The following is a 19,124-nucleotide window of genomic DNA, read 5'->3' on the forward strand; positions in this document are numbered from 1 at the left end:
CCGGGGACCGGGCCAGCCGCCTGCCCGACGGCACCTTCGCCTTCCACGGACGCGCCGCCGAGGTGATCAACGTGGGCGGCCGGAAGTTCTCCGCCTCCACCGTCGAGGGCCTGCTCGGCGGCCTCCCGCAGCTTGCCGACGCCGCCGTCGTCCCCCGCCCGGACGGCCGGCTGGGCCAGTATCCGTGCCTGGTCGCCGTCCTGCGCCCTGGCGCGGTCCTCGATCTGGCGGCGGTGCGCGCGCACCTGTCGGCCGAGGGCCTGGCCGAGTATCAGCAGCCGCTGGACCTGGTCGTCGTCGAACGACTACCGCTCACCCCCACCGGGAAGGTGGCCCGCGGCCGGCTGGCCGCGCTGCTGGACGCCGCCGCGGCGCTCCCGTCGACGGACGCCGGACAGTGGCGGGCCCGGCTGGCCGCAGAACAGGCGCCTGCCGGTCTTGAGCTGATCCACCGGCACCTCGCCGAACTGCTCCCGGGGCATACGGCCGGGGCGGGCAGCCGGGGCCGGACGTTCCAGGACCTGGGGGTGGACTCGCTCGGCGCGGTGCGTCTGGCCCTGGCCCTGGCCCGTTCGAGTCGGCTGGCACTGCCCACCACCGCGGTCTTCGACCACCCCACCCCTGACGCCCTGGCCCGCCACCTGGCCTCCCTCGCCAGCGCCCACTCCGATCAGGCCCCCGGCGATGGCCGCGGCCGCACCCCGGGCGCGGCGAGCGGCACAGCCCGGCCGCAGAAGGCCGGCGAGCGGGACGATCCGGTCGTGATCGTGGGGATGGGCTGCCGCTTCTCCGGCGGCGTCACCACCCCCGAGGACCTGTGGGAACTCCTGGTGGCCGGCACCGACACGGGCGGCCCGTTCCCCACGAGCCGCGGCTGGGACCTGGCACGGCTGCGGCACCCGGACCCCGCCCACCCCGGCCGAGCTGCCGCCCACCGAGGGCACTTCCTGACCGGCGCCGGCCGGTTCGACGCCCCGTTCTTCGGTCTCTCCCCACACGAAGCACTGGCCATGGACCCGCAGCAGCGGCTGTTGTTGGAGACCAGCTGGGAAGCTTTGGAACGCGCCGGACTGGACCCGACCGCACTGCGCGGGTCCGACACGGGCGTGTTCGTCGGCCTGATGCCCAACGACTACGCGCCCCGGCGCGCCGACGGACCCGAACTCCCCGACGGCCTGCTGCTCACCGGCAACGCCCCCAGCGTCGCCTCCGGCCGGATCTCCTACACGCTCGGCCTGACCGGCCCCGCCCTGACCGTCGACACCGCCTGTTCGTCCTCCCTGGTCGCCGTGCACCTGGCCGCCCAGTCCCTGCGCCGCGACGAGTGCTCACTGGCCCTGGCCGCAGGAGCCACCGTGATGGCCTCGCCGGCCGCTTTCGTTGGCTTCGGCCGGGCAGGGATCCTTGCCCCGGACGGCCGTTGCAAGGCGTTCGCGGCCGACGCGGACGGCACGGCCTGGGGCGAGGGAGTCGCCGTTCTGGTGCTGGAGCGGCTGTCTCGGGCCGAACGCCACGGTCACCCGGTTCTCGCCGTTCTGGCCGCATCGGCTGTCAACCAGGACGGCGCGAGCAACGGCCTGACCGCCCCCAGTGGGATCGCCCAGCAGCAGCTGATCCGCCGCGCCCTGGTCGAGGCGAAGCTGGAGCCCGGCCAGATCGACGTCGTGGAGACACACGGCACCGGCACGGCGCTCGGGGACCGGATCGAGGCCGAAGCGCTGCTCGCTGTCTTCGGGCCCGGCCGGGACCCGGCGCGTCCCCTGCGGCTGGGCGCCGTCAAGGCGAACATCGGCCACACCCAGGCAGCCGCCGGCCTGGCGGGCGTCATCAAGACGGTGCTGGCCCTGCGCCACGGCCGCCTGCCCGGCACCCCTCGCCCGCAAGCCTTCCGCCCAAAAGCCTTCCGCCCGCTCGGCGACGCGCTCCGGCTGCCGGAGCGGTCCGAGCCGTGGCCACCGTCGCACCGCGTACGCCGTGCCGGGGTGTCGGCCTTCGGCCTCAGCGGCACCAACGCCCACGTCATCCTCCAAGAGGCACCGAAGGCGAGACCAAGACCGGCACCGGGCGTGGAGGACGAACGGCCTGCGCCATGGACGCCCTGGGTACTCTCCGCCCGCAGCGCCCCCGCACTGCGGGAATTCGCTGCCCGTCTGGTGCCCCTCACCGCAGACCCGGGGGTTCCCCGGGCCCTGGCGGCCACCAGGGCGACGCTCGAGCACCGCGCGGTCGTCATCGCGCGAGGACACCTCGATGCGGCCGCCGGCCTGCGCTCGATCGCTGACGGCACCCCGTCCGCCGACGCGGTCACCGCACCGGCCCGATCGGCCGGCCGGACCGTGTTCGTCTTCCCCGGCCAGGGCGGGCAGTGGCCGGGCATGGCAGCCGCTCTCCTCGACGAGTCCGCGGTGTTCGCCGACGCCATGGCCGCCTGCGACGAGGCCCTGGCGCCGTATGTCGACTGGTCCGTGCGCACCGTCCTGCGCGGGGCGGACGGCCGGCCGGGCCCGGAACGGGTCGAGGTGACGCAGACCTGCCTGTTCGCCGTGACGGTCGCGCTGGCCGAGCTGTGGGCTCACCTGGGTGTGCGCCCGCACGCCGTGGTCGGACACTGCCAGGGCGAGATCGCCGCCGCCCACGTCTGCGGGGCGCTGTCCCTGAAGGACGCCGCGCGGGCGGCGGCCCGGCGGGCGGCGGCCGTCGCGGCGCTGCCCGCCGGGCGGATGGCTGCCGTCGCCCTGGCCCGTGACGAACTCGACCGCCGGCTGGTCCCGTACCAAGGACAGGTGTGGCTTGCCGCGGACAACGGCCCGCGCTCGACCGTGGCCGCCGGCACCCCGGAGGCGGTGAACCGGCTGGTCGCTGACCTCGACGCACGCGCGGTGCGCGCGAGTCTTCTGTCCGTCGGGTACGCGTCCCACGGTCCGGCAACAGAGCCCGCAAAGGCCGGCCTGACGAGCGGCCTCGACGAACTGCGGCCCCGGCCGGCGAAGGTCCCGTTCTACTCCGCCCTGACCGCCGGCCGCCTGGACACCACCGCCCTGACCGCCGACTACTGGTACCGCAGCCTGCGCCACCCGGTCGAGTTCCGTTCGACGATCCGCGCTCTGCTCGACGCGGGCTACCGCGACTTCATCGAGATCGGTCCGCACCCCGTCCTCGGCCACGCCGTCGTGGAAACCGCCGAGCAGACCGACCGGACGGCCACCGCGGTAGGGACCCTGCGCCGCGGCGAGGGCGGTCTGCGACGCTTCCTGCTGTCGGCGGCCCAGGTCCACACACAGGGAACGCCCGTCTCCTGGGCCAACGTGTTCACCGGCCGGCAGGCGAAGCACTCCGACCTGCCGACCCACCCGTTCCAGCACGAGCACTACTGGCTCCCCGCCCACCCCACGCCCCCAGAACCCCGCCAGGAGACAGCCGATACCGTCGCCGCACACATGCCCGTGCCCGTCCGGCACGCCGGAACGGACCTGCTGGCGCTGGTCCTCGGGCAGGCCGCGGCCGTCCTGGGCCACCGCGACGCCACCCGCATCCCGCCGGACGAGACCTTCACCGCCCTGGGCGCGACCTCGCTGATGGCCGTCGAACTGCGCACCCGCCTGGCCGACCTGCTCCATCTCCCCCTGCCCGCAACCGTCGCCCTGGACCACCGCACCCCCCGCGCTCTCGCCGACCATCTGCGAAGCCTGCGGCAGGACCCGGTCGCCCCCCGCAGCACACCGGACCCCCGAAGGGAGCCGCCGCACACCCTGGACGCTCTCTACCGGTACGCCTGCCGAACCGGCAGGGGAGAAGTCGCAGCCGAGCTGATCGGCGCAGCCTCCGAGCTCCGCCCCACGTTCACGGCCGCCCGCGCCGCCCACCACGCCCCCGGAACGACGCTTCTCGCACCGGCGACCACGCGGCCCACCCTCCTGTGCTTCCCCTCCCTGCTGCCCGCTTCCGGGGCCCACGAGTACGTGCCGCTCATCGAGGCCCTGCGCGGCACCCGCGGGGTGGAGGTCCTCCCCCACCCCGGTACCGAGGCCGATCAGCCGCTCCCCGCCGACCTCGACGCCCTGACCGGCGCACACGCGGCCGCACTCCAGCGGCACGCCCCGCTCGGGCCGTTCCTGCTGTGCGGGCACTCCTCCGGCGGACTGGTCGCGCACGCGGTCGCGGCCAGGCTCGAGCAACTCGGCCGCCCCGCCCACGGACTGGTCCTTGTGGACACCCCCTGGCCCGACCACACGCTGCGCCGGCTCCTGCCCCGTGTCCTGGAACACGCCGGCCGGGCCCTCGGTCCCTGCGACCCCGGCCGGCTCACCGCCACCGGTGCCTACCTGCGCCTGCTGGCCGGACGGCGGCCGACCCCCGTCACCACCCCCACACTGCTGCTGCGCGCGCAACAGCCCACCGGCCTCCTCGCCGGCCACGGCCTGACGCTCACCCCGTGGCAGCTGCCGCACACCCCGGTCGATGTCCCCGGCGACCACTTCACCCTCCTCACTCGCCACGCCCCGGCCGTGGCAGAGGCGATCGGAAGCTGGGACCCCGCCCCGCAGCTCCCGGCTGCCGCATCACGCCGGGCCGCCCGACCGTCGCACGCCCCTGGGGCTCATGGAGCAGCACAGTGACCACGACCACCCCGGCCGACAGCGACCTCACCACGTTGTTCACCGTGCCCGTACCGGCCCCGGCCGTCGACCGGCAGGAGTCCGCGGAGGTCTACGCGGACCTACGCCGTCTGCAGGTCCGACTGGGCGAGAAACGGCCCCTGATCACCGACCCGGCCCGGCTGCGCTCTCTGCTGGAACTGTGCGCGATCAGCGACCCCCGGCTGTTCCATGCGATGTTCCTCCACCACTGCATGACGATCGGCACCGCCCTCGACAAGGGCGCCGCGCCACAGGACATCGCGGCCCTCGCCTCGGGCGAATGGATCGGCGCCGCCCTCATGAACGAGACCGGCTGCGGCAACAGCAGCACTACGGTTCGCACCGAGGCCCGCTACGACCCCGCAACCGGCGACTTCGTGCTGCACACCCCGGACCCGGCGGCGGCCAAGGGACCCGCCAACGTGGGCCTGGACGCAGTGGCCCGCCTGGCCGTCGTCAGCGCCCGGCTCCTCACCGGCGGGACGGACCGCGGCACCGCCCTGTTCCTCGTCGCCCTGCGCGACGGCAACGGCCCCTGCCCGGGCATCGCCATCGAACCACTGCCGCCCACCGCCCCGCTGCCCCTGGACTACGCCACCGTGCGCTTCGACCACGTCCGTGTCCCCCGGGCCCGCTGGCTCGCCGACGGCGCCCGGATCAGCGCCGACGGATCCTTCCACGACCCGCTGGGGACGGCCGACGCCCGCACCCGGCGCAGCCTGGACATGGCCCGCTTCTGCTGGGGCGCGGTCAGCGCGGGACTCGCGGCCGCGGCCCGGGCGGGTACCGCGCTCGCCCTCGCCCACGCCCGCCGGCGCACCACCGCCGACCGCCTGGCGGGCCCGACCGTCGCCCTGGACCACCTCAACCAGCAACGTCTGCTGTTCGGCGCCACCGCCCAAGCCCTCGCGGCCACCACCGTCGCCCGCCGGGCCACCCACCGCAGCTGGCACATCCCGCCGGGCGGCGGACACGGCAACGGCCCGGCCGGATCCGTCCTTCGCGAACTCGCCCTGGCCAAGGTCACCGCCGGCACCCTCTCCGAAGCCGCGCTGACCCGCTGCCGCTCCGCCGCCGGTGCCGCCGCCCTGTTCTCACTCGGCCGCGTGAGCAACTACCAGGCGTTCGCCCAAGTCTTCACCTCGGCAGGCGGCGACAACCGGATGCTCCTGCTGGACGCCGCCTGGACCATGGCCACCAAAAAGGACTACCGGCCGCCGGACGAGACCTCGGCGCCCGACGACCACATCCGGCTTCTGCGGGCCCGCGAACGACTCCTGCACCGCGAACTCACGGCCCACCTGGCCGGCCCCGCAGGCACTGCCCCCGACTTCGACACCTGGAACAGGCGAACCGGGACGGCCGAGCATTTCGCCCTGGCCCACACGGCACGCACCACGGCCGAGACACTGCACGAGAAATGGCGCATCTCGGCCCCGGGACCCGCTCGAACCCCCGGCCTGCTCGCCGAGCTGTACCACCTGCACTGCCTGGAACAGATCGACGCCCACAGCGGCTGGTATCTCGCCCAGGGCCTGCTCACCACGCGGCACGTACTCGCGCTGCCGCGTCAGGCCGATGAGACGTGCCGCCGGCTAGCCCCCCACGCCGGGGCCCTCACCGAGCTTCTCGAGGTGCCCAGTCCGCTCCTGGACGGCCCGCTCCGCCCTATCGGGCCCTCCCGGACACCGACACCGGCCGGCAGAAGGGAAAGCACGTGAGGATCACCATCGTCGGCACAGGCATCGCCGGGCCGACCTGCGCCCCGGGCCTTCACGCCACAGGGGTTCACCCCCAGGGTGCGGGAGGCGGCACGGACGATCACAGCCGTCGGCGTGGGCATCAACCTGCTGCCGCACGCCGTGCGGGAACTGGCCGAACCCGGCCTCGCAGACGGGCTCGCGGACGGCCTCACGGACGGCCTCGCGGACGGGCTCGCGGATGGGCTCGCGGATGGGCTTGCGGATGGGCTTGCGGACGGGCTCGCGGTCATCGCGCCGGCCCCAGGTCGCCTCAGCTACCACAATCGCACGGGCCATAGCGTACGGCAGGAGCCGCCCGGTCTCGCGGCGGGCTGCAACTGGCCGCAGTACTCCGTCCACCGCGGCCACCTGCACACTGTGCTGCTCCCCGGGCGCTCGCGAGCGCCCGGGGCCCGGCGCCGTCCGCACCGGCCACAAGCTCTCGCACTTCGAGCAGACATCCGCTGATGTCAGGGCGGGCGCATTTCCTCGACCGCACTGAAAACCGGGCAACGCTCCGCCGCAGCCGACCTGCTGATCGGCTGCGACGGCATCGACTCCGCCGCACGCGCCCAGCTCCACCCTGACGAAGGCCCTGCTCGTTGGAACGGCGTCCACATGTGGCGCGGGCTCACGCCGCACCCGCGCATCCTCGGCGACCGCACAATCGTCGCCGTCGGCGGCACCCCAGGCGACAAGTCCGTCGCCTATCCGGTCGAAGACTCCTCCTTCGACAGTACGACCAGCCTGATCAACTGGGTGCCGGACGTCCGTCATCCGTCATCCGTCATCCGCCATCTGACCAACTCGATCCCGTGGGCCGCCGCATCAGCCCTGCCCAGACTCGTCCCGCACTCACCGATGGGGACCTGCGGCGCGGCCCTGCTGCAGACCGAGCCTCGAACTCGCCTCTGGCTTCGCTGATGAAAACAGACAGCGATCGTCGATGGCTTTGGGCGGCAGTCGATGATCACTGAGCCTCGACATGTCGACGAGTTTCGACGGCACCGGAGGGCTCCGTGGTTGCCGCTTGCGTCCCGGAAGCTCGCGAAGTCAGACGACGGATGGACGCCTTGGGTCGGTGGGGACGATCGCGTGCTCGTCGAAAAGCCGTTCAAGGGCTTCGTGGCCGTGCTCGCGGCGGTACGCCGTCTCGGCTGCGGTGACCGGCAGAGCCCAGAGGATGCGGGCATCACCGTCCGGCAGTGGGCACTGCTCGAGGTCAGGTCCGTGAAGGTAGGGAAGGGTGACCAGAAGGTGGTCGCAGTGGGACCCGGGCAGCCACGGCTCCCCGATGGGCAGGCTGTGCTCGAGGTCGAGGTGGTGATCGGAGTGGTAGGAGGCGGTCATGGCCAAAAGATCAGCGAAGCGTTCGTCGCGGACGGGAGCGGTGAGGACGAATTCGAGACCGTGGCCGTCCCTCTCAACCGTGGACCAGCAGCCGGCGGTGATGTAGGCCCAGCTGTCGGCGCGCGGTCCTGGGCTGACGGTGAGGATCCGCAGGTCGGGAACAGCTTCCCTGCGTTCAGGTCCCAGGTCGTAGTCGCTGACCGTGATCATGTGGCCAGTGAAGAACTCGCGAACGTGGGCCTCGACGCCTGCCATCGCCCGCTGGTTGCGCTCGTTCTCGCACATGATGGAGAGGATCTCACGGCTGGCCCAGGTGTCCTGGCTGTGAGTCCGCCCCGCCGCAGGCGGGGCGGACTCCGACGGTCCAGCTGGCCTTGACCGGCCCCTCGGCTCGGGCTCGGGTGCCGGCGAGGCGGCAGGAGTCGGTGCCGGTCTCGATGACGGTGCCGCCGAAGGCGAGCCGGTCCACGATGGCCGCGCCGAGGCGGGGGCCGGTGAAGGTCTCGGTCCAGCCGCCGAAGGACTCGTGGGAGGCGATGGCGACGCTGTTCCTCTCCTCGCATGCCTCCTGCCCGCAGGACGCGAACACGCGGTGGACGGCGTGGACGGCCCTGCCGGAATACGACAGGCGGAAGGAGAACAGGCAGCAGGTCACCAGCTCGCCGGCGAGGCGGAACGTCACGTCGCCGACGTCGACCTCCGCCTCGTGACCGCGCTGGCGGGTCTGCGCGACGAACGCCTCCAGCGGCGCCTCGCCCGACTCGACCAGAATCTCGGGCTTCCGCGCCGCGACGTAGTAACGGACCATCCCGTACGAGACACCGGCGCCGTGTCCCTCGACCAGCCGGTGGAAGATCCGGGGGACCGTGTGCCGCCGCTTGCGCGGCGCGTCCAGGTCCGCCCGCCCACAGGATCTCGTCGATCACCGACTTGCAGCGGTCCACTCCGGTCGCCCGCGGCGGCAGCTTCTCGCACGGCTCCGGCCAGCACGAGTCCAACGCCTTCCGCACCGCCCGCCACGCCACACCGTGCTTACGCTCAAGTCCCCGCATCGACATGCCGCCACGATCGTCACACCGGATCGCCGCGTACAGCTCGACCGCCGACATCCGCGGCATGACCAGCACCCTTTCACCAGGAGCATCCCGGTGCTGCCCTGGCAAGAACCCTGGTGCCTCCCGAACTCATCGACAGGCGACGTCACAACTGCTCGACAAAGCCACGCCTCTCTCATCCGAGGACTGCACGCGTCTCGCGCGTCAGCGCGCCGAGGAAGACAGGGCGAGAGGCAAGGGACCCGGGACCGCTCCGCAGCCCACCCGACACCCACGGCCTCGCCTCGTCACGGCACCGGTAGCTGCGCCCTCCTGCGGTAGGAGCCGGCGTCAGGACTCATCGCGCTCCCCCCTGCGGGTGATCTGTCCGTCACAGACGGTCCAGAACGACGCTGCGGTCCCCTCCCATCAGACCCCTGCCCTCGACAGTCGCAGACCTCTTCAACATCGCCGTCAGGACTGACGGCCCATCTGCGTGTACGTCGACTTCCTTGAAAATCGTTTCCTTTGGCGGCCTGGCCCGTTGGGCATGACGTGGCGATCCCGGCGCGCGTGGGGGGGGCGAGGCCGGGAGCTGCTGTACATAGGCGTCGAGGAATCGATTCGCTCGCTGCCCTCACGGCAGTGGGCGCGGTGCGGACGGTCGAGGGACGCCGCCAACCGCCCACCGTTCCCCGCTCGGAGGTGCCCTATGTCCACCGCGCCCCAGTCACAGCTCGCCCTCGCCGGCGAAAGCGCGCCGCAGATCCCCGATGTCACCCTCGACGAGTTACTGCTGCCACTGCCGTCCGGCGCCGGCGACCGCACCGCGCTGATCGATGGTGTCAGCGGGGAGCGCTGGAGCCATCAGGAGGTACGCGAGCGCGCTCTGGCCTGTGCGCAGGACGCGCGCGACGCCGGCATCGAACCCGGGCAGCGGGTGCTGCTCGCCCTGCCCAACGGCGTCGACTTCGCGGCCGCGCTGCTCGGGCTGCTGGCCGCGGGCGCGGTGGTCAGCCCGGTCGGCCACCGTTCTCCCGCCTGCGAACTCTCTCGCCGGGCCGAGGCGATCGGCGCCCGGATGCTGGTGAGCGGTTCAAGAGATCGACTCAGCTGCCTTGGGGCCGGCACCGTCGGCGCCCTGCCCGACATCGACGCCCTGGGGTCGCCGACCGGCCTTGCCTTGTTGCCCTGGTCCTCCGGCACCACGGCGAGCCCCAAGCCGGTCGCCGTGACCCATCGCAACGCGGTGGCCGGTCTCGTCCAGTTGGCCGCTGCCCAGCCGCTCGGGCCTGACGACGTACTGCTCGGCATGCTGCCGTTCTGCCATCTGTTCGGGATGCAGTACGTCCTCAACCACGCGCTGTTGTCCGGCGCGAGCGTGGTGCTGCTCCCCCACTGGGATGCCCGGGCGGCACTGGACGCGGTCTCAGAACACGGCGTCACCGTGCTGCATGCGGTTCCGCCGATGGTCCATGACCTCACGGTTGCTGCTGAACAGGCTGTGCAAGACGGCACGCGTCCCTGGCAGCCAGGGCGCCTGGAGCAGATCCTCAGCGGTGGTGCCCCGATGTCCCTGGAGACGGCCGAACGCTGCGAGCGCGTGCTGGGTGTGCCAGTGGACGGCGCGTACGGACTCACCGAGGTCAACACCTGCCACTTCACTCGGCGCGGCGCCAGGCGCCGGCCCGGATCGAGCGGACACCCGGTGCCCGGCACCGAATACCGGCTGGTGGCGCCGGGTGAGCCCGCACATGACGTGGCTGGCGACTGGCCGGACGGAACCGGCGAACTTCATCTGCGCGGCCCGCAGGTCGCCTCCGGCTATCTCGGCCCGGACGGCCGGCTGGTCGCGATCACCGACTCCGACGGCTGGCTGGCCACCGGTGACCTGGCCCGGGTCGATGCCGACGGCTGCCTGTACGTGGTCGACCGGCTCAAGGACGTCATCAAGTACAACGGGCACCAGATCTCCCCGACCGAGGTCGAAGCGGTGCTCCGCACCCATCCGGCGGTCGCCGACGCGGCCGTCGTCCCGGTGCCCGACCGGCGGGCCGGACAGCTACCGCTGGCCTGTATCGTGCCCGCCGCCGGCAGCCGCCTCACCCCGGAACTCGACGCCGAGATCAAGGAGTTCGCCGCGGCCCGGCTCGCCCCCCACAAGAAGCCACGTCTCCTGCGGGAGGTCCCGCGCATCGAACGGACCGCCTCCGGCAAACCGCTGCGCCGGCTGCTCACCCCCACCGCCCCCCGGCCGGGCGCCGCCCGCCCGCTCGACCCCGACCTCACCGGCCGGACCGTCCTCGTCACCGGCGGCTCTCGCGGTCTGGGCCGGGCTCTGGCCGAAGCCTTCCTCGACCACGGCGCCCGCGTCACGATCACCGGACGCGACCGGACCGCTCTGGAGCGGGTGCACACCGAACTGGCCCCGCACGGCGACCTGGATACCGCGGCGGTGGACAGCACCGACCACAGCGCACTGTGCGATCTCGCCGACCGCCTGCGGGTCCGATGGGGCGGCGTGGACGTGCTGGTCGCCAACGCCGGAGCACCCGGGCCCTGCGGCCCCGCCTGGGAGAACGACCCCGACCACTGGTGGTCCACTCAACAGGCCAACGTCCACGGCACGTTCCTGACCTGCCACACCTTCGTCCCGCAGCTGATCGAACGCGGAGGCAGGATCATCACCGTGGCCAGCCGCGCCGGACTGCACCGGTGGCCGCACATGTCGGCCTACTCGGTCGCCAAGGCCGCAGTGATCAAGTTCACCGAGAACCTGGCCGCCGAACTGCGCCCGCACGGCGTCCGCGCCTTCGCCTACCACCCGGGGCTGCTCACGATCGGCATGGCCACCCGCCAACTGGACGGCCGTCCCGAACCCGGATCCTGGGACGAACGCATCCAGGCCTGGTACCTGCGCGAACACGCCGCCGGCCGGACCACCCCCACCGCGCTCAGCACCCGCGGCGCGCTGCTGCTCGCCGCGGGCGCGGCCGACCACCTCTCCGGGCAGTACCTCACCCCCGAACACCCCGCCCTCGCCCCCGCGGGGCCGCCTGCGGGGCCGCCTGCGGGGTGATCCCACCCGGCCGACCGCCGAGCGTCCCGGCCGTTCGCCCCATGAGGGCCTCGGGCCGGGACGCCGGCGGTGGGGACGTCAGCTCGGCGAGAAGGAAGGACGCCCCATCCACCAGTTGCCGGCGGCGTCGGGGTCCGAGCTGGACCAGAACTCAACCACCGCGCTGGTGAACTCCTCGGGCGACAGCATGCCGTTGCCGTCGGAGTCGAGGCGGGCGAACGCCTCGTCGGCCTCCTCCTCGGTGAACTGCGGGAAGTGCCCACGCTGGAACGCGAGGAACTCAGCCGGGCTGATCTGCCCGTCCTGGTCGATGTCCGCGATCGCCAGGTAGGTGTCGGCGAGCCCGCCGAGGATCGTGCGGGCGGTCGCGGGGTTCTCGGCCAGGGCACGGGTCGAGGCGACGAACCGGTCCTTGGGAATTCCCTGGCTGCCGGGCGGGAGGAACGGCAGGTGCACCTCCCGCCAGATGCTGAGGTAGGCGGCGGTGATCCGCTCCGCCTCCGAAGACCCCTCGGCATGGCCGAGAGAGAGCGCCACCCGACGCCCCATCGCCACGTGGTCGTCCTCGGTGAGCGTCCCACTGCCATCCACGTCGAGGTGGTCGAAACCCCGCTCGATCTTCGCCGTCAAAAAGTCCCGCTCGGTCATCGCTGCTCCTCGTAAGCCTGCGAACACATGGACAAGGCACCGAAACGCACCCTGCCGTCAGGCCAACGACACACCTCCCGGAAGGAAACGTCCACGACCCGGCCGAAGCCACCAGCCGCAACTACTCACCCGCGCCGACGCCGCGCTCCACCGCTGCCCCGGCCCGCCACCCCCTCGTCCGTCCACAACGGCCCCGCTCCCTGGTCAAACGCAGACCGCCGTCCGTCTGCCAGCCGATACCGACCGGCCGGCCACACTGGCGATCACACTGGCCATGGCACTAGGCAGTTCACCGGGAACCCGATCACGAAACGGCAGCCACCCATGGGAGTGAAGGACATCTCGCCTGTTCGGGTCACCCCGCTGAGCGCGGCAGGGCCCTGTGGCCGGACCGCCCCGAAGGTCGGCCACAGGAGTACCGGTGGCGAGGGGGCCGGTCAGCCGATGGCGACGTCGTCGATCAGGAAGATCGTCGCCAGGTATTCGTCCTCGGTGCCGGCGAACTCCAGCCGCACCGTCCGCCCCTTGCAGGCGGACAGGCCGACGGTCTTCTAAACGTATCCGGTCCTCGCGTCGGCGTTGGAGTAGGTCGCCAGCGTGGTGCCGTTGACCTTGGTCTTGAGGGTGTCGTAGGCGGTGGAGCCGGACTCCTGGGTGGAGACCTTCAGCCAGAAGGTGAGCTTCGGGGTACCAGTGGAGGGCACCGCGATGTCCATCTGCGACAGGGACTCGATGGCGTTAGGTTCTGTCGTCAAATGTCACGCCCACATGAGGAGTGAGGCGAGGGCGACGGCTGCTTCGTAGGATTCAGCGGTCTTGTCGTACCTCGTGGCGATGCCGCGCCACTGCTTGAGACGATGGGCTGTCGGCGCGGCAGCGGCCTTCGTGTCCCGCCCTCTGATGCATGGCCTTTGACGACAGACCCCAGCAACGCTGGTGGGCGGGCAGGCCCGCTCGGGCCCGCCAGCAGTCCGCGTCGCGAGGGTCGGTCAGCCATCCGATCACCCGCTCAGCGCCTGTCCGGAAGGCGCCGGGCAGCGAGTACTCCTCGCCGATGACAGGCCTGAGGGCGTCGACGTCATGGGTGGCATGATCGGTGTCGCACCAGCAGGCCACGTTCACCGCCGCGTCGACTGCGAGCCGGCCTCGGTCTGTCCACACCACCTCAAGCCGGAACTCCAGCTGATCGGCCCCAGCCGCATGCTCGACGACATCCAGGCCGAGGATGATCGGCGTCCACGGCTGCGTGCCGGGGAAGACCGCGTGCTGCAGTGCCCATTCCCACTCCGTCCCGTCTCCGTCGGCGCAAACCGCATCGACGGTCCGAGCCGCATGCCTCAGGGATTCCACGTCGGCAGGCGACAGGAAAGGGAAGAGCGTGGTCAACGGGACGTCGTCGAAGGCACCTCGGTTCATGGCCATGCGTCGATCATCCGTTCTCCCCGGCCCGAGCAACAAGGAGGCCTCATTCCTGAGGTCTCCATAACGAGACTGCCAGGTTGCCGTCCACCAAGCTGAGCACGTTCATCCGTACCTGGCTGAGCACTTCAACGAGTACGGCGACAGCTCGACACTTGGCTCGTCATCGAAGTGCCTTCGCAACGGAAAGCAGTCGTGAAGTCGCCGGATCAAGAGGCCGTCCCGGGCGTGTCGCGCTCCGGGGCGGCCGTCCAGCGTGCCTACTGGGAGAACGCGTAGGTTCGGACAGGATCGAGGTGCAGTTCGTAGGGCCCGAAGCAGTCCCCCGCGAGCGTCGCGACCGCAGCGCCGCAGGGACAGGCTCGGTTGAGTCCTTCGTCACCCGTCGGCCCACAGCAGCCGGTGCCGTTCTCCCAGTTAGGCAGCGGTTGAAGGCCGGGGGCGTCCTCCGGGTGTATCAGCACCGTGCCTGGCACACCCGCCGAGATGACGAAGCCCTCCTCGCGGCAGACCAACGGCCCTCGGGACTGAGCCGGCTTCGGGTCCTCCTGATCGTCCTGCACGACGTAGGGAGGTCCCCAGGGCTCGGGATCGATCGCGTAGCGGCCCCGCGGAACGGTGGAGGGGGCCCGGCGTGTCTCCTTGTCCCGGTCGTGTTCGTCGTCGGAGGGGTCGGGGACAGCGGCCAGCTCGGCCAGCTCCGGCGTGATCGCGGTACCACACTTGGAACAGAGGAAGACGGTCATCCCCTCGTTGTAGTCCTCAGACCTGCTGCTTCGCACCTTCGTTTGGCTGCTCGGAGTCGATACGCGCGACGACGCTGCGGAAATCGGGCATGCCGAGATGGACGGTGCCGTGTCGGACCTCGAAGTCGCGCATGGCGGCGAGTTCTTGTTCGGCGGCGGCAAGGCTGGCCTCGATCGCGGCGACTTCGCCCAGCCAACCCTGTTCCTGGGCCTCACGGAGTCGATCGTATGGCGCAGCCACGGCCATCGAGGTCGCGCCACTCACACCTGAGCCCACTCCACGGGTGTCCACGTGCGAGCGCACCGAGCACCCCATGGCCGTCATTGCTTATCGGAGCTCAGGCAGTGGTCCGGAGTTCTTCGGGTAGCAGCCCTCTTCAAGCCGGAGGAGGTACTTCCGGAGGTCCGCGCCGAGCCCTTCAGTGATGTAGGCGGCAAAATCCCTCAGCCCCTCCGCGGCTTCCCGCTCGTCAGACCTGTCGCTGGACGACCATGTGGGCAGGAGGGACTCCAGGTACTCGGTGACCCGCCCACGGTCGCGCCACCAGTCCCGAACAGCCTCGGGTGTCCATCGGCTGTCGCCGTCGCAGGCATAGCCGCGGTACGGATCTTCCTGGGCGGCTGTCACCAGGTTCAGGACCTCGGCCGTGGTCGCCGGCTGGCGATACACATATTCACCGAAGTACTCGCCGCCGTAGAGCACATGACGCGGTGCGTGCAGCCGGCCCGTCCAACAGTTATCGGCGATGTCGGTATAGAAGGGGCCAGGAACGTTCAACCAGAGCCGGTCCTCCCAACGCCCGCCGAAGGACGTCTCGGGCTCGCCTTCTGGAAGCGCCGCTATCGGTTCCCAGCACAACTCTTCATAGGTCATCCGCGAAGCTTAGGATCCGATGGGAAGGATCTCTCAACGTCTGCGCTGCTTCGTCTAGCGGCCGGTGGTCGCCAGATCGGTGTGCCGCAGGATCGCCCGGACCTGCGCGAGCGTGAGGTGTGGGTCGTTGGCCATGCGGCTCGCGGCCGTGTGCCTTGTGTCCGCAGAGGCCGTGTACGGGTGATCCCGTGTGGCGATTGAGCAGGCGCGTCGCTGTGGACCACTTTCGTGACGTAGGCAGCGGGAGGTGTTGCATGTCGCGACCGTCGATGTGATGCGGATCACTCTCTGGGTGCATCGGGTCGGGCATGCGGAATCATGATCGGAATGGACTCTCGTTTCCTTGGCATCCCTGAGCTGGTCGAAGCCCCGTCCGTGGCGGTCGTAGTCGACGTCATGCGTGCCTTCACCGTGGCTGCCTGGGCCTTTGCCCAGGGGGCGGAAAAGATCGTTCTTGCTGAGTCGCTGGACGAAGCTCTGGCACTCAAGGCTCGCCACCAGGATTGGGTGGCGCTCAAAGACGGTCCGCCCGCGCCCGGGTTCGACACCGTCAACTCGCCGGGACTGCTGCGGTCTATTGACCTTGGCGGACGGACCGTTGTGCAGAAGACCACGGCAGGAACGGTCGGCGCCCTTGCGGTCAAGGAGGCGTCCCTGGTGCTGTGCGCCAGCTTCGTGGTGGCGGAGGCAACGGCTCGGCTCTTGCGGACGCGCAACAGTGACAGTGTCACGTTCGTGGTCACTGGCGAAGCTGGGCAGGCCGATGAAGATCTGGCGTGCGCTCAATACATCGCTCGGAGGGCCACCGAGACCGGGACGGATGCTGCTGAGTTCCTCCGCCGCGCTGCCGAGTCGCGCGCCGCCGCCGAGCTGGCGGAGGGTGTGCGTCAAGGAGTCCATCCTGATGACGTCGCGCTCTGTCTTGAGCTCGACCGGTTCCCCTTTGCCATGGTGGCGACCTCGGAAGACTCGCTCATGGTCCTCCGTCCGTGCGCCGTGCCTTCGCTGACCGACGAGGCTTCGATCTGATCGCTGGTGAGGTCCAACTCTCCCCATGCGAGAGCCAGTACCGAGTCGGGTATGCAGCATCAGCCGCATGTCCCGATGACGGTGGTTCGGGGTGGCGGCAGGTGGCTGACCCGAGTGGTGCCAGCGGCGGCTTCGCGGAGTCGAATGATCTCTTCGTGCTGGGCGGCGAGGCGGGCCAGGGCCTGGGTGCGGAAGTCCGTGAGCTCGTCGATCCTCCACTCCGATCGGGCGAGCCGTTCTTTGAGCTGGACGAGATCCGCTCGCCCGCCGAGCTCACCCTGCCCGCGGTGGACCTCTCCGAGGAGGAGATCGAGAGGGCCCTCACCCTGCTGGACTCGATGACCGTCGAGCACCTGGCCGACCTCGGCGACGCCCTCACCGACCACTACACGGAGGCGCTGCACGAGGTGATCGAGGCCAAGGCCGAGGACCGCGCGCCGCGGCCGGTCGAGGGCGAGGCGGCGCCGGCCGGGCAGGTCGTCGATCTGATGGCCGCGCTGGAGGCGTCGGTGGCGGAGGCCCGCGAACGCCGGGGCGAGGCCCCGGCAGCCGGGGGCGGCGGCGAGGAGGCGACGGTGCACGAGCTGCCGAGGAAGAAGGCGCCCGCGAAGAAGGCCGGGGCCAAGAAGACCACGGCGAATAAGGCTCTGGCGAAGAAGGCGGCGTCCCGGCGGCGGAAGCCGGCGTAGCTCAGCCCAGGAGCCCGAGCTCGGTGTCCAGCCGGCAGAACGGGCACGCCGAGACGTTGTCGGCGGTGAGAGGCCTCGTGCCTCGTCGTGGGTGAGGGGCCGGGTGTGCCCGCCGGACATGCGGCAGTCTCCGAGATGGACGCGGTCGGGGACCGGGCGGCCGCGCTCGCGCAGGTAGCCCAGGACCCAGGTCGGCCCCTCGGGCAAGGGCCGCTGCGGGCGCATGGCCGCGTCCCTGGCCTCGATCTCTGCGATCCGGGCCCGCGCGGCGGCGCCGAGAAGGTCGGCCAGCCGCACGATCGTCCGCAGCTGAGGGAGGTCGTCCGGAAGCGGGATCTGTGCGGTCACATCGACGCGAGGGCCGGCGGCCGGTGGGTGAAGGCCATCGCGGGCGCGGACGCCTGGCACTCCTGGCAGAGCGGGCAGCCGCCGGGACCGTAGCGGTGGCACTTGGCGTGGCAGCGGGCGCAGAGCCCGACCTGGTCCGACGGGGTCATCTCCGGCCGCATGTTCTTCGGGGAGGGCCGGTAGGGGGCGGCAGGGCTGGTCATGGCGGTGACTTCCTCAAGCAGGGGCGGCGACCGCACCAGGGTGAGTCGGTTGTGCCGGAGCGTGACAACTGTCACCTGGGATGCCGCTCCGCCTGGGCGTAGCCGTAGGACGGAGCACGACGGTTGTCACTGTCTGCTCAGGATTCTTGTCACCTGTGGGATGTGTGATCCGCCAGCTACTGTTCGAGCAGCTTCCCGGATACACCGGAGTGGACGTGGCCGACCGCGGCGCCGACCCGGCCGGTGAGGCGCTGCTGACGGTGGACGAGATGGAGCACCTGATCGCGACCTGGGTGGTGGCCGTCTGGCAGCGCCGCGCGCTGGGCGAGTTCGCGCCTGGCTGGGACCCCGACGGCGACAGTGAACCCGCCGACCACTACTTCGTGATGGACATCGAAGGTCTTGCTGAGACCAACCGCTGGGCGCTCGTACGCAAAGTTCTCAACGACAACGACCAGTTCACCGAGGGCTGGACCGTGCCCATCCGGCACGACGACCGCACAACGACGATGTCGGCCGACGACGCCCGCCGGCTCATGAACGACGGCCAGCGCAGCCGGACAGCTCCTCCCTGGCCTGCGCTCGCACCACTGCCGCCCTCCGACCCATCCCAGGACCGCCAGCATCTAGAGGCCCATCTCAGGTGGGACGAGCTGCCCATCATGTTCTGGCAGAGCACGCCGCAGAACGCCCCCGAGCTCATCACCGGTCTGCACAGCCAGGAGGGGATCCGGGGAGCCCTGCTCGATCAAAACGCGTTGCGGCCCCAGGCCGGCTTCAACTTCTCGTCCGAGTACAAACGGCCGGAGCCCTACCGGGGCGGACTCCCCCTGGCCGACAGTCGCCGGGCCATCGCCGGCGGCGCGGACGGCACAGTGACCGCCGCCGTTGTCGCGACCAGCGAAATGCTCGGCTGGGGCATGGAGCAGCAGTTCGGCGAGACCGGCAGGATCAACGTCGTCACCCTGTCCGAGATGACGCTGGAGTACTTCCGCCTCGTCGACAAAAGGATCAGGCCCGCCATCTCCGGGTCGTGGCAGCACAGGATCGTCGCCACCCGCTTCGCGCAGGAGCCCGTCCGCACTCTGGCACCCGGAGCAAATCCCGAGTTCCCGGTCTTCGGGGCCGCAAGCCAGGTGAGCGCCGACACGTGGAACCAGTCGTGGACCGCGTACGGAGATCCCGAGCAGGACGCATACTAACTGATCGTTTCAGAATGAGGTTCGGAGGCGGCGGAGGCATATGAGGCTGCAGGCCAGTTCGAGCAGGCCCTGGTGGAGATCGGCGCGTCGTTCGTAGCGGGTGCGGGCCGTGGCGCACGCCTCC

General features: G+C 71.1%; 13 protein-coding genes and 3 pseudogenes. 7 read left to right on the plus strand and 9 right to left on the minus strand.

The window, feature by feature from the left end:
• From HHL19_RS36500 to HHL19_RS36510, 3 genes are all read left to right on the plus strand, one after another.
• The coding region (locus HHL19_RS36500) for a type I polyketide synthase (protein ID WP_169094735.1) at positions 1-4,616 on the plus strand (4,616 nt) is incomplete at its 5' end.
• Entirely contained in the window at positions 4,613-6,358 is a 1,746-nt protein-coding gene (locus tag HHL19_RS38660) for an acyl-CoA dehydrogenase (protein ID WP_169094736.1), read from the plus strand. The genes HHL19_RS36500 and HHL19_RS38660, both read left to right, overlap by 4 nt.
• A 639-nt stretch (positions 6,359-6,997) precedes the next feature.
• Positions 6,998-7,303 carry a hypothetical protein gene (locus HHL19_RS36510; protein ID WP_169094737.1) on the plus strand — a complete coding sequence of 102 codons (306 nt, stop codon included), beginning with the start codon at positions 6,998-7,000 and terminating at the stop codon, positions 7,301-7,303.
• A 129-nt stretch (positions 7,304-7,432) separates the two neighbouring features.
• On the opposite strand, the gene HHL19_RS36515 is transcribed toward HHL19_RS36510, so the two are convergent.
• Together HHL19_RS36515 and HHL19_RS36520 are read right to left on the minus strand one after the other, a co-directional pair.
• Positions 7,433-8,014, minus strand: a complete 582-nt coding sequence (locus HHL19_RS36515) for a suppressor of fused domain protein (protein WP_169094738.1) — start codon at positions 8,012-8,014, stop codon at positions 7,433-7,435.
• 100 nt (positions 8,015-8,114) lie between these two features.
• Positions 8,115-8,288 (minus strand): annotated as a pseudogene (locus tag HHL19_RS36520) (ATP-binding protein); the annotation flags it as partial.
• 1,187 nt (positions 8,289-9,475) lie between these two features.
• Here HHL19_RS36520 and HHL19_RS36530 point away from each other — a divergent pair.
• A complete protein-coding gene (locus HHL19_RS36530; protein ID WP_169094739.1) occupies positions 9,476-11,842 on the plus strand; it encodes an SDR family NAD(P)-dependent oxidoreductase in 2,367 nt (788 codons plus the stop codon).
• A 78-nt stretch (positions 11,843-11,920) separates the two neighbouring features.
• On the opposite strand, the gene HHL19_RS36535 is transcribed toward HHL19_RS36530, so the two are convergent.
• The 6 genes and pseudogenes from HHL19_RS36535 to HHL19_RS36565 form a co-directional block, all read right to left on the minus strand.
• Positions 11,921-12,490, minus strand: coding sequence for an EF-hand domain-containing protein (locus HHL19_RS36535; RefSeq protein WP_169094740.1), 570 nt, complete (start codon positions 12,488-12,490; stop codon positions 11,921-11,923).
• A gap of 551 nt (positions 12,491-13,041) precedes the next feature.
• Positions 13,042-13,245, minus strand: coding sequence for a hypothetical protein (locus HHL19_RS38000; protein ID WP_240982098.1), 204 nt, complete (start codon positions 13,243-13,245; stop codon positions 13,042-13,044).
• Positions 13,246-13,248: 3 nt separating this feature from the next.
• A pseudogene (locus HHL19_RS36545) lies at positions 13,249-13,347 on the minus strand (IS5/IS1182 family transposase); the annotation flags it as partial.
• Positions 13,348-14,169: 822 nt separating this feature from the next.
• Positions 14,170-14,655, minus strand: a complete 486-nt coding sequence (locus HHL19_RS36555) for a hypothetical protein (RefSeq protein ID WP_169094741.1) — start codon at positions 14,653-14,655, stop codon at positions 14,170-14,172.
• Positions 14,656-14,671: 16 nt separating this feature from the next.
• Positions 14,672-14,920: a hypothetical protein gene (locus HHL19_RS36560; protein WP_206325808.1), complete on the minus strand. Its 249-nt coding sequence runs from the start codon at positions 14,918-14,920 to the stop codon at positions 14,672-14,674.
• A 63-nt stretch (positions 14,921-14,983) separates the two neighbouring features.
• On the minus strand, positions 14,984-15,529 hold the full coding sequence (locus tag HHL19_RS36565; protein ID WP_169094742.1) for a hypothetical protein: 546 nt from the start codon (positions 15,527-15,529) through the stop codon (positions 14,984-14,986).
• Between the two features lie 327 nt (positions 15,530-15,856).
• On the opposite strand from HHL19_RS36565, the gene HHL19_RS36570 reads away from it, so the two are divergent.
• Together HHL19_RS36570 and HHL19_RS36575 are read left to right on the plus strand one after the other, a co-directional pair.
• Positions 15,857-16,558, plus strand: a complete 702-nt coding sequence (locus HHL19_RS36570; protein ID WP_169094743.1) for a 2-phosphosulfolactate phosphatase — start codon at positions 15,857-15,859, stop codon at positions 16,556-16,558.
• A gap of 101 nt (positions 16,559-16,659) precedes the next feature.
• Positions 16,660-17,247 (plus strand): hypothetical protein, encoded by a 588-nt coding sequence (locus tag HHL19_RS36575; protein WP_169094744.1) that lies wholly within the window; start codon positions 16,660-16,662, stop codon positions 17,245-17,247.
• Between the two features lie 344 nt (positions 17,248-17,591).
• Here the strand turns inward: HHL19_RS36575 and HHL19_RS36580 are convergent, their stop codons facing one another.
• The gene (locus HHL19_RS36580) at positions 17,592-17,798 is read right to left on the minus strand and encodes a hypothetical protein (RefSeq protein ID WP_169094734.1); all 207 of its coding nucleotides are present in this window, start codon (positions 17,796-17,798) and stop codon (positions 17,592-17,594) included.
• 167 nt (positions 17,799-17,965) lie between these two features.
• Between HHL19_RS36580 and HHL19_RS36585 the strand changes: the two are divergent.
• A pseudogene (locus HHL19_RS36585) lies at positions 17,966-18,154 on the plus strand (hypothetical protein); the annotation flags it as partial.
• Positions 18,155-19,124 lie beyond the last annotated feature (970 nt).

It is taken from the genome of Streptomyces sp. R302, assembly GCF_012927245.1.
Lineage (GTDB): Bacteria > Actinomycetota > Actinomycetes > Streptomycetales > Streptomycetaceae > Streptomyces.

Bases quoted from the DNA above. Each gene is read 5' to 3' on its own strand.
- HHL19_RS36530 (WP_169094739.1), top strand. From the start codon at position 9,476: ATGTCCACCGCGCCCCAGTCACAGCTCGCCCTCGCCGGCGAAAGCGCG.
- HHL19_RS36565 (WP_169094742.1), bottom strand. From the start codon at position 15,529: ATGACCTATGAAGAGTTGTGCTGGGAACCGATAGCGGCGCTTCCAGAA.
- HHL19_RS36510 (WP_169094737.1), top strand. From the start codon at position 6,998: ATGTGGCGCGGGCTCACGCCGCACCCGCGCATCCTCGGCGACCGCACA.
- HHL19_RS36580 (WP_169094734.1), bottom strand. From the start codon at position 17,798: ATGACCAGCCCTGCCGCCCCCTACCGGCCCTCCCCGAAGAACATGCGG.
- HHL19_RS36555 (WP_169094741.1), bottom strand. From the start codon at position 14,655: ATGACCGTCTTCCTCTGTTCCAAGTGTGGTACCGCGATCACGCCGGAG.
- HHL19_RS36570 (WP_169094743.1), top strand. From the start codon at position 15,857: ATGGACTCTCGTTTCCTTGGCATCCCTGAGCTGGTCGAAGCCCCGTCC.
- HHL19_RS36515 (WP_169094738.1), bottom strand. From the start codon at position 8,014: ATGTGCGAGAACGAGCGCAACCAGCGGGCGATGGCAGGCGTCGAGGCC.
- HHL19_RS36535 (WP_169094740.1), bottom strand. From the start codon at position 12,490: ATGACCGAGCGGGACTTTTTGACGGCGAAGATCGAGCGGGGTTTCGAC.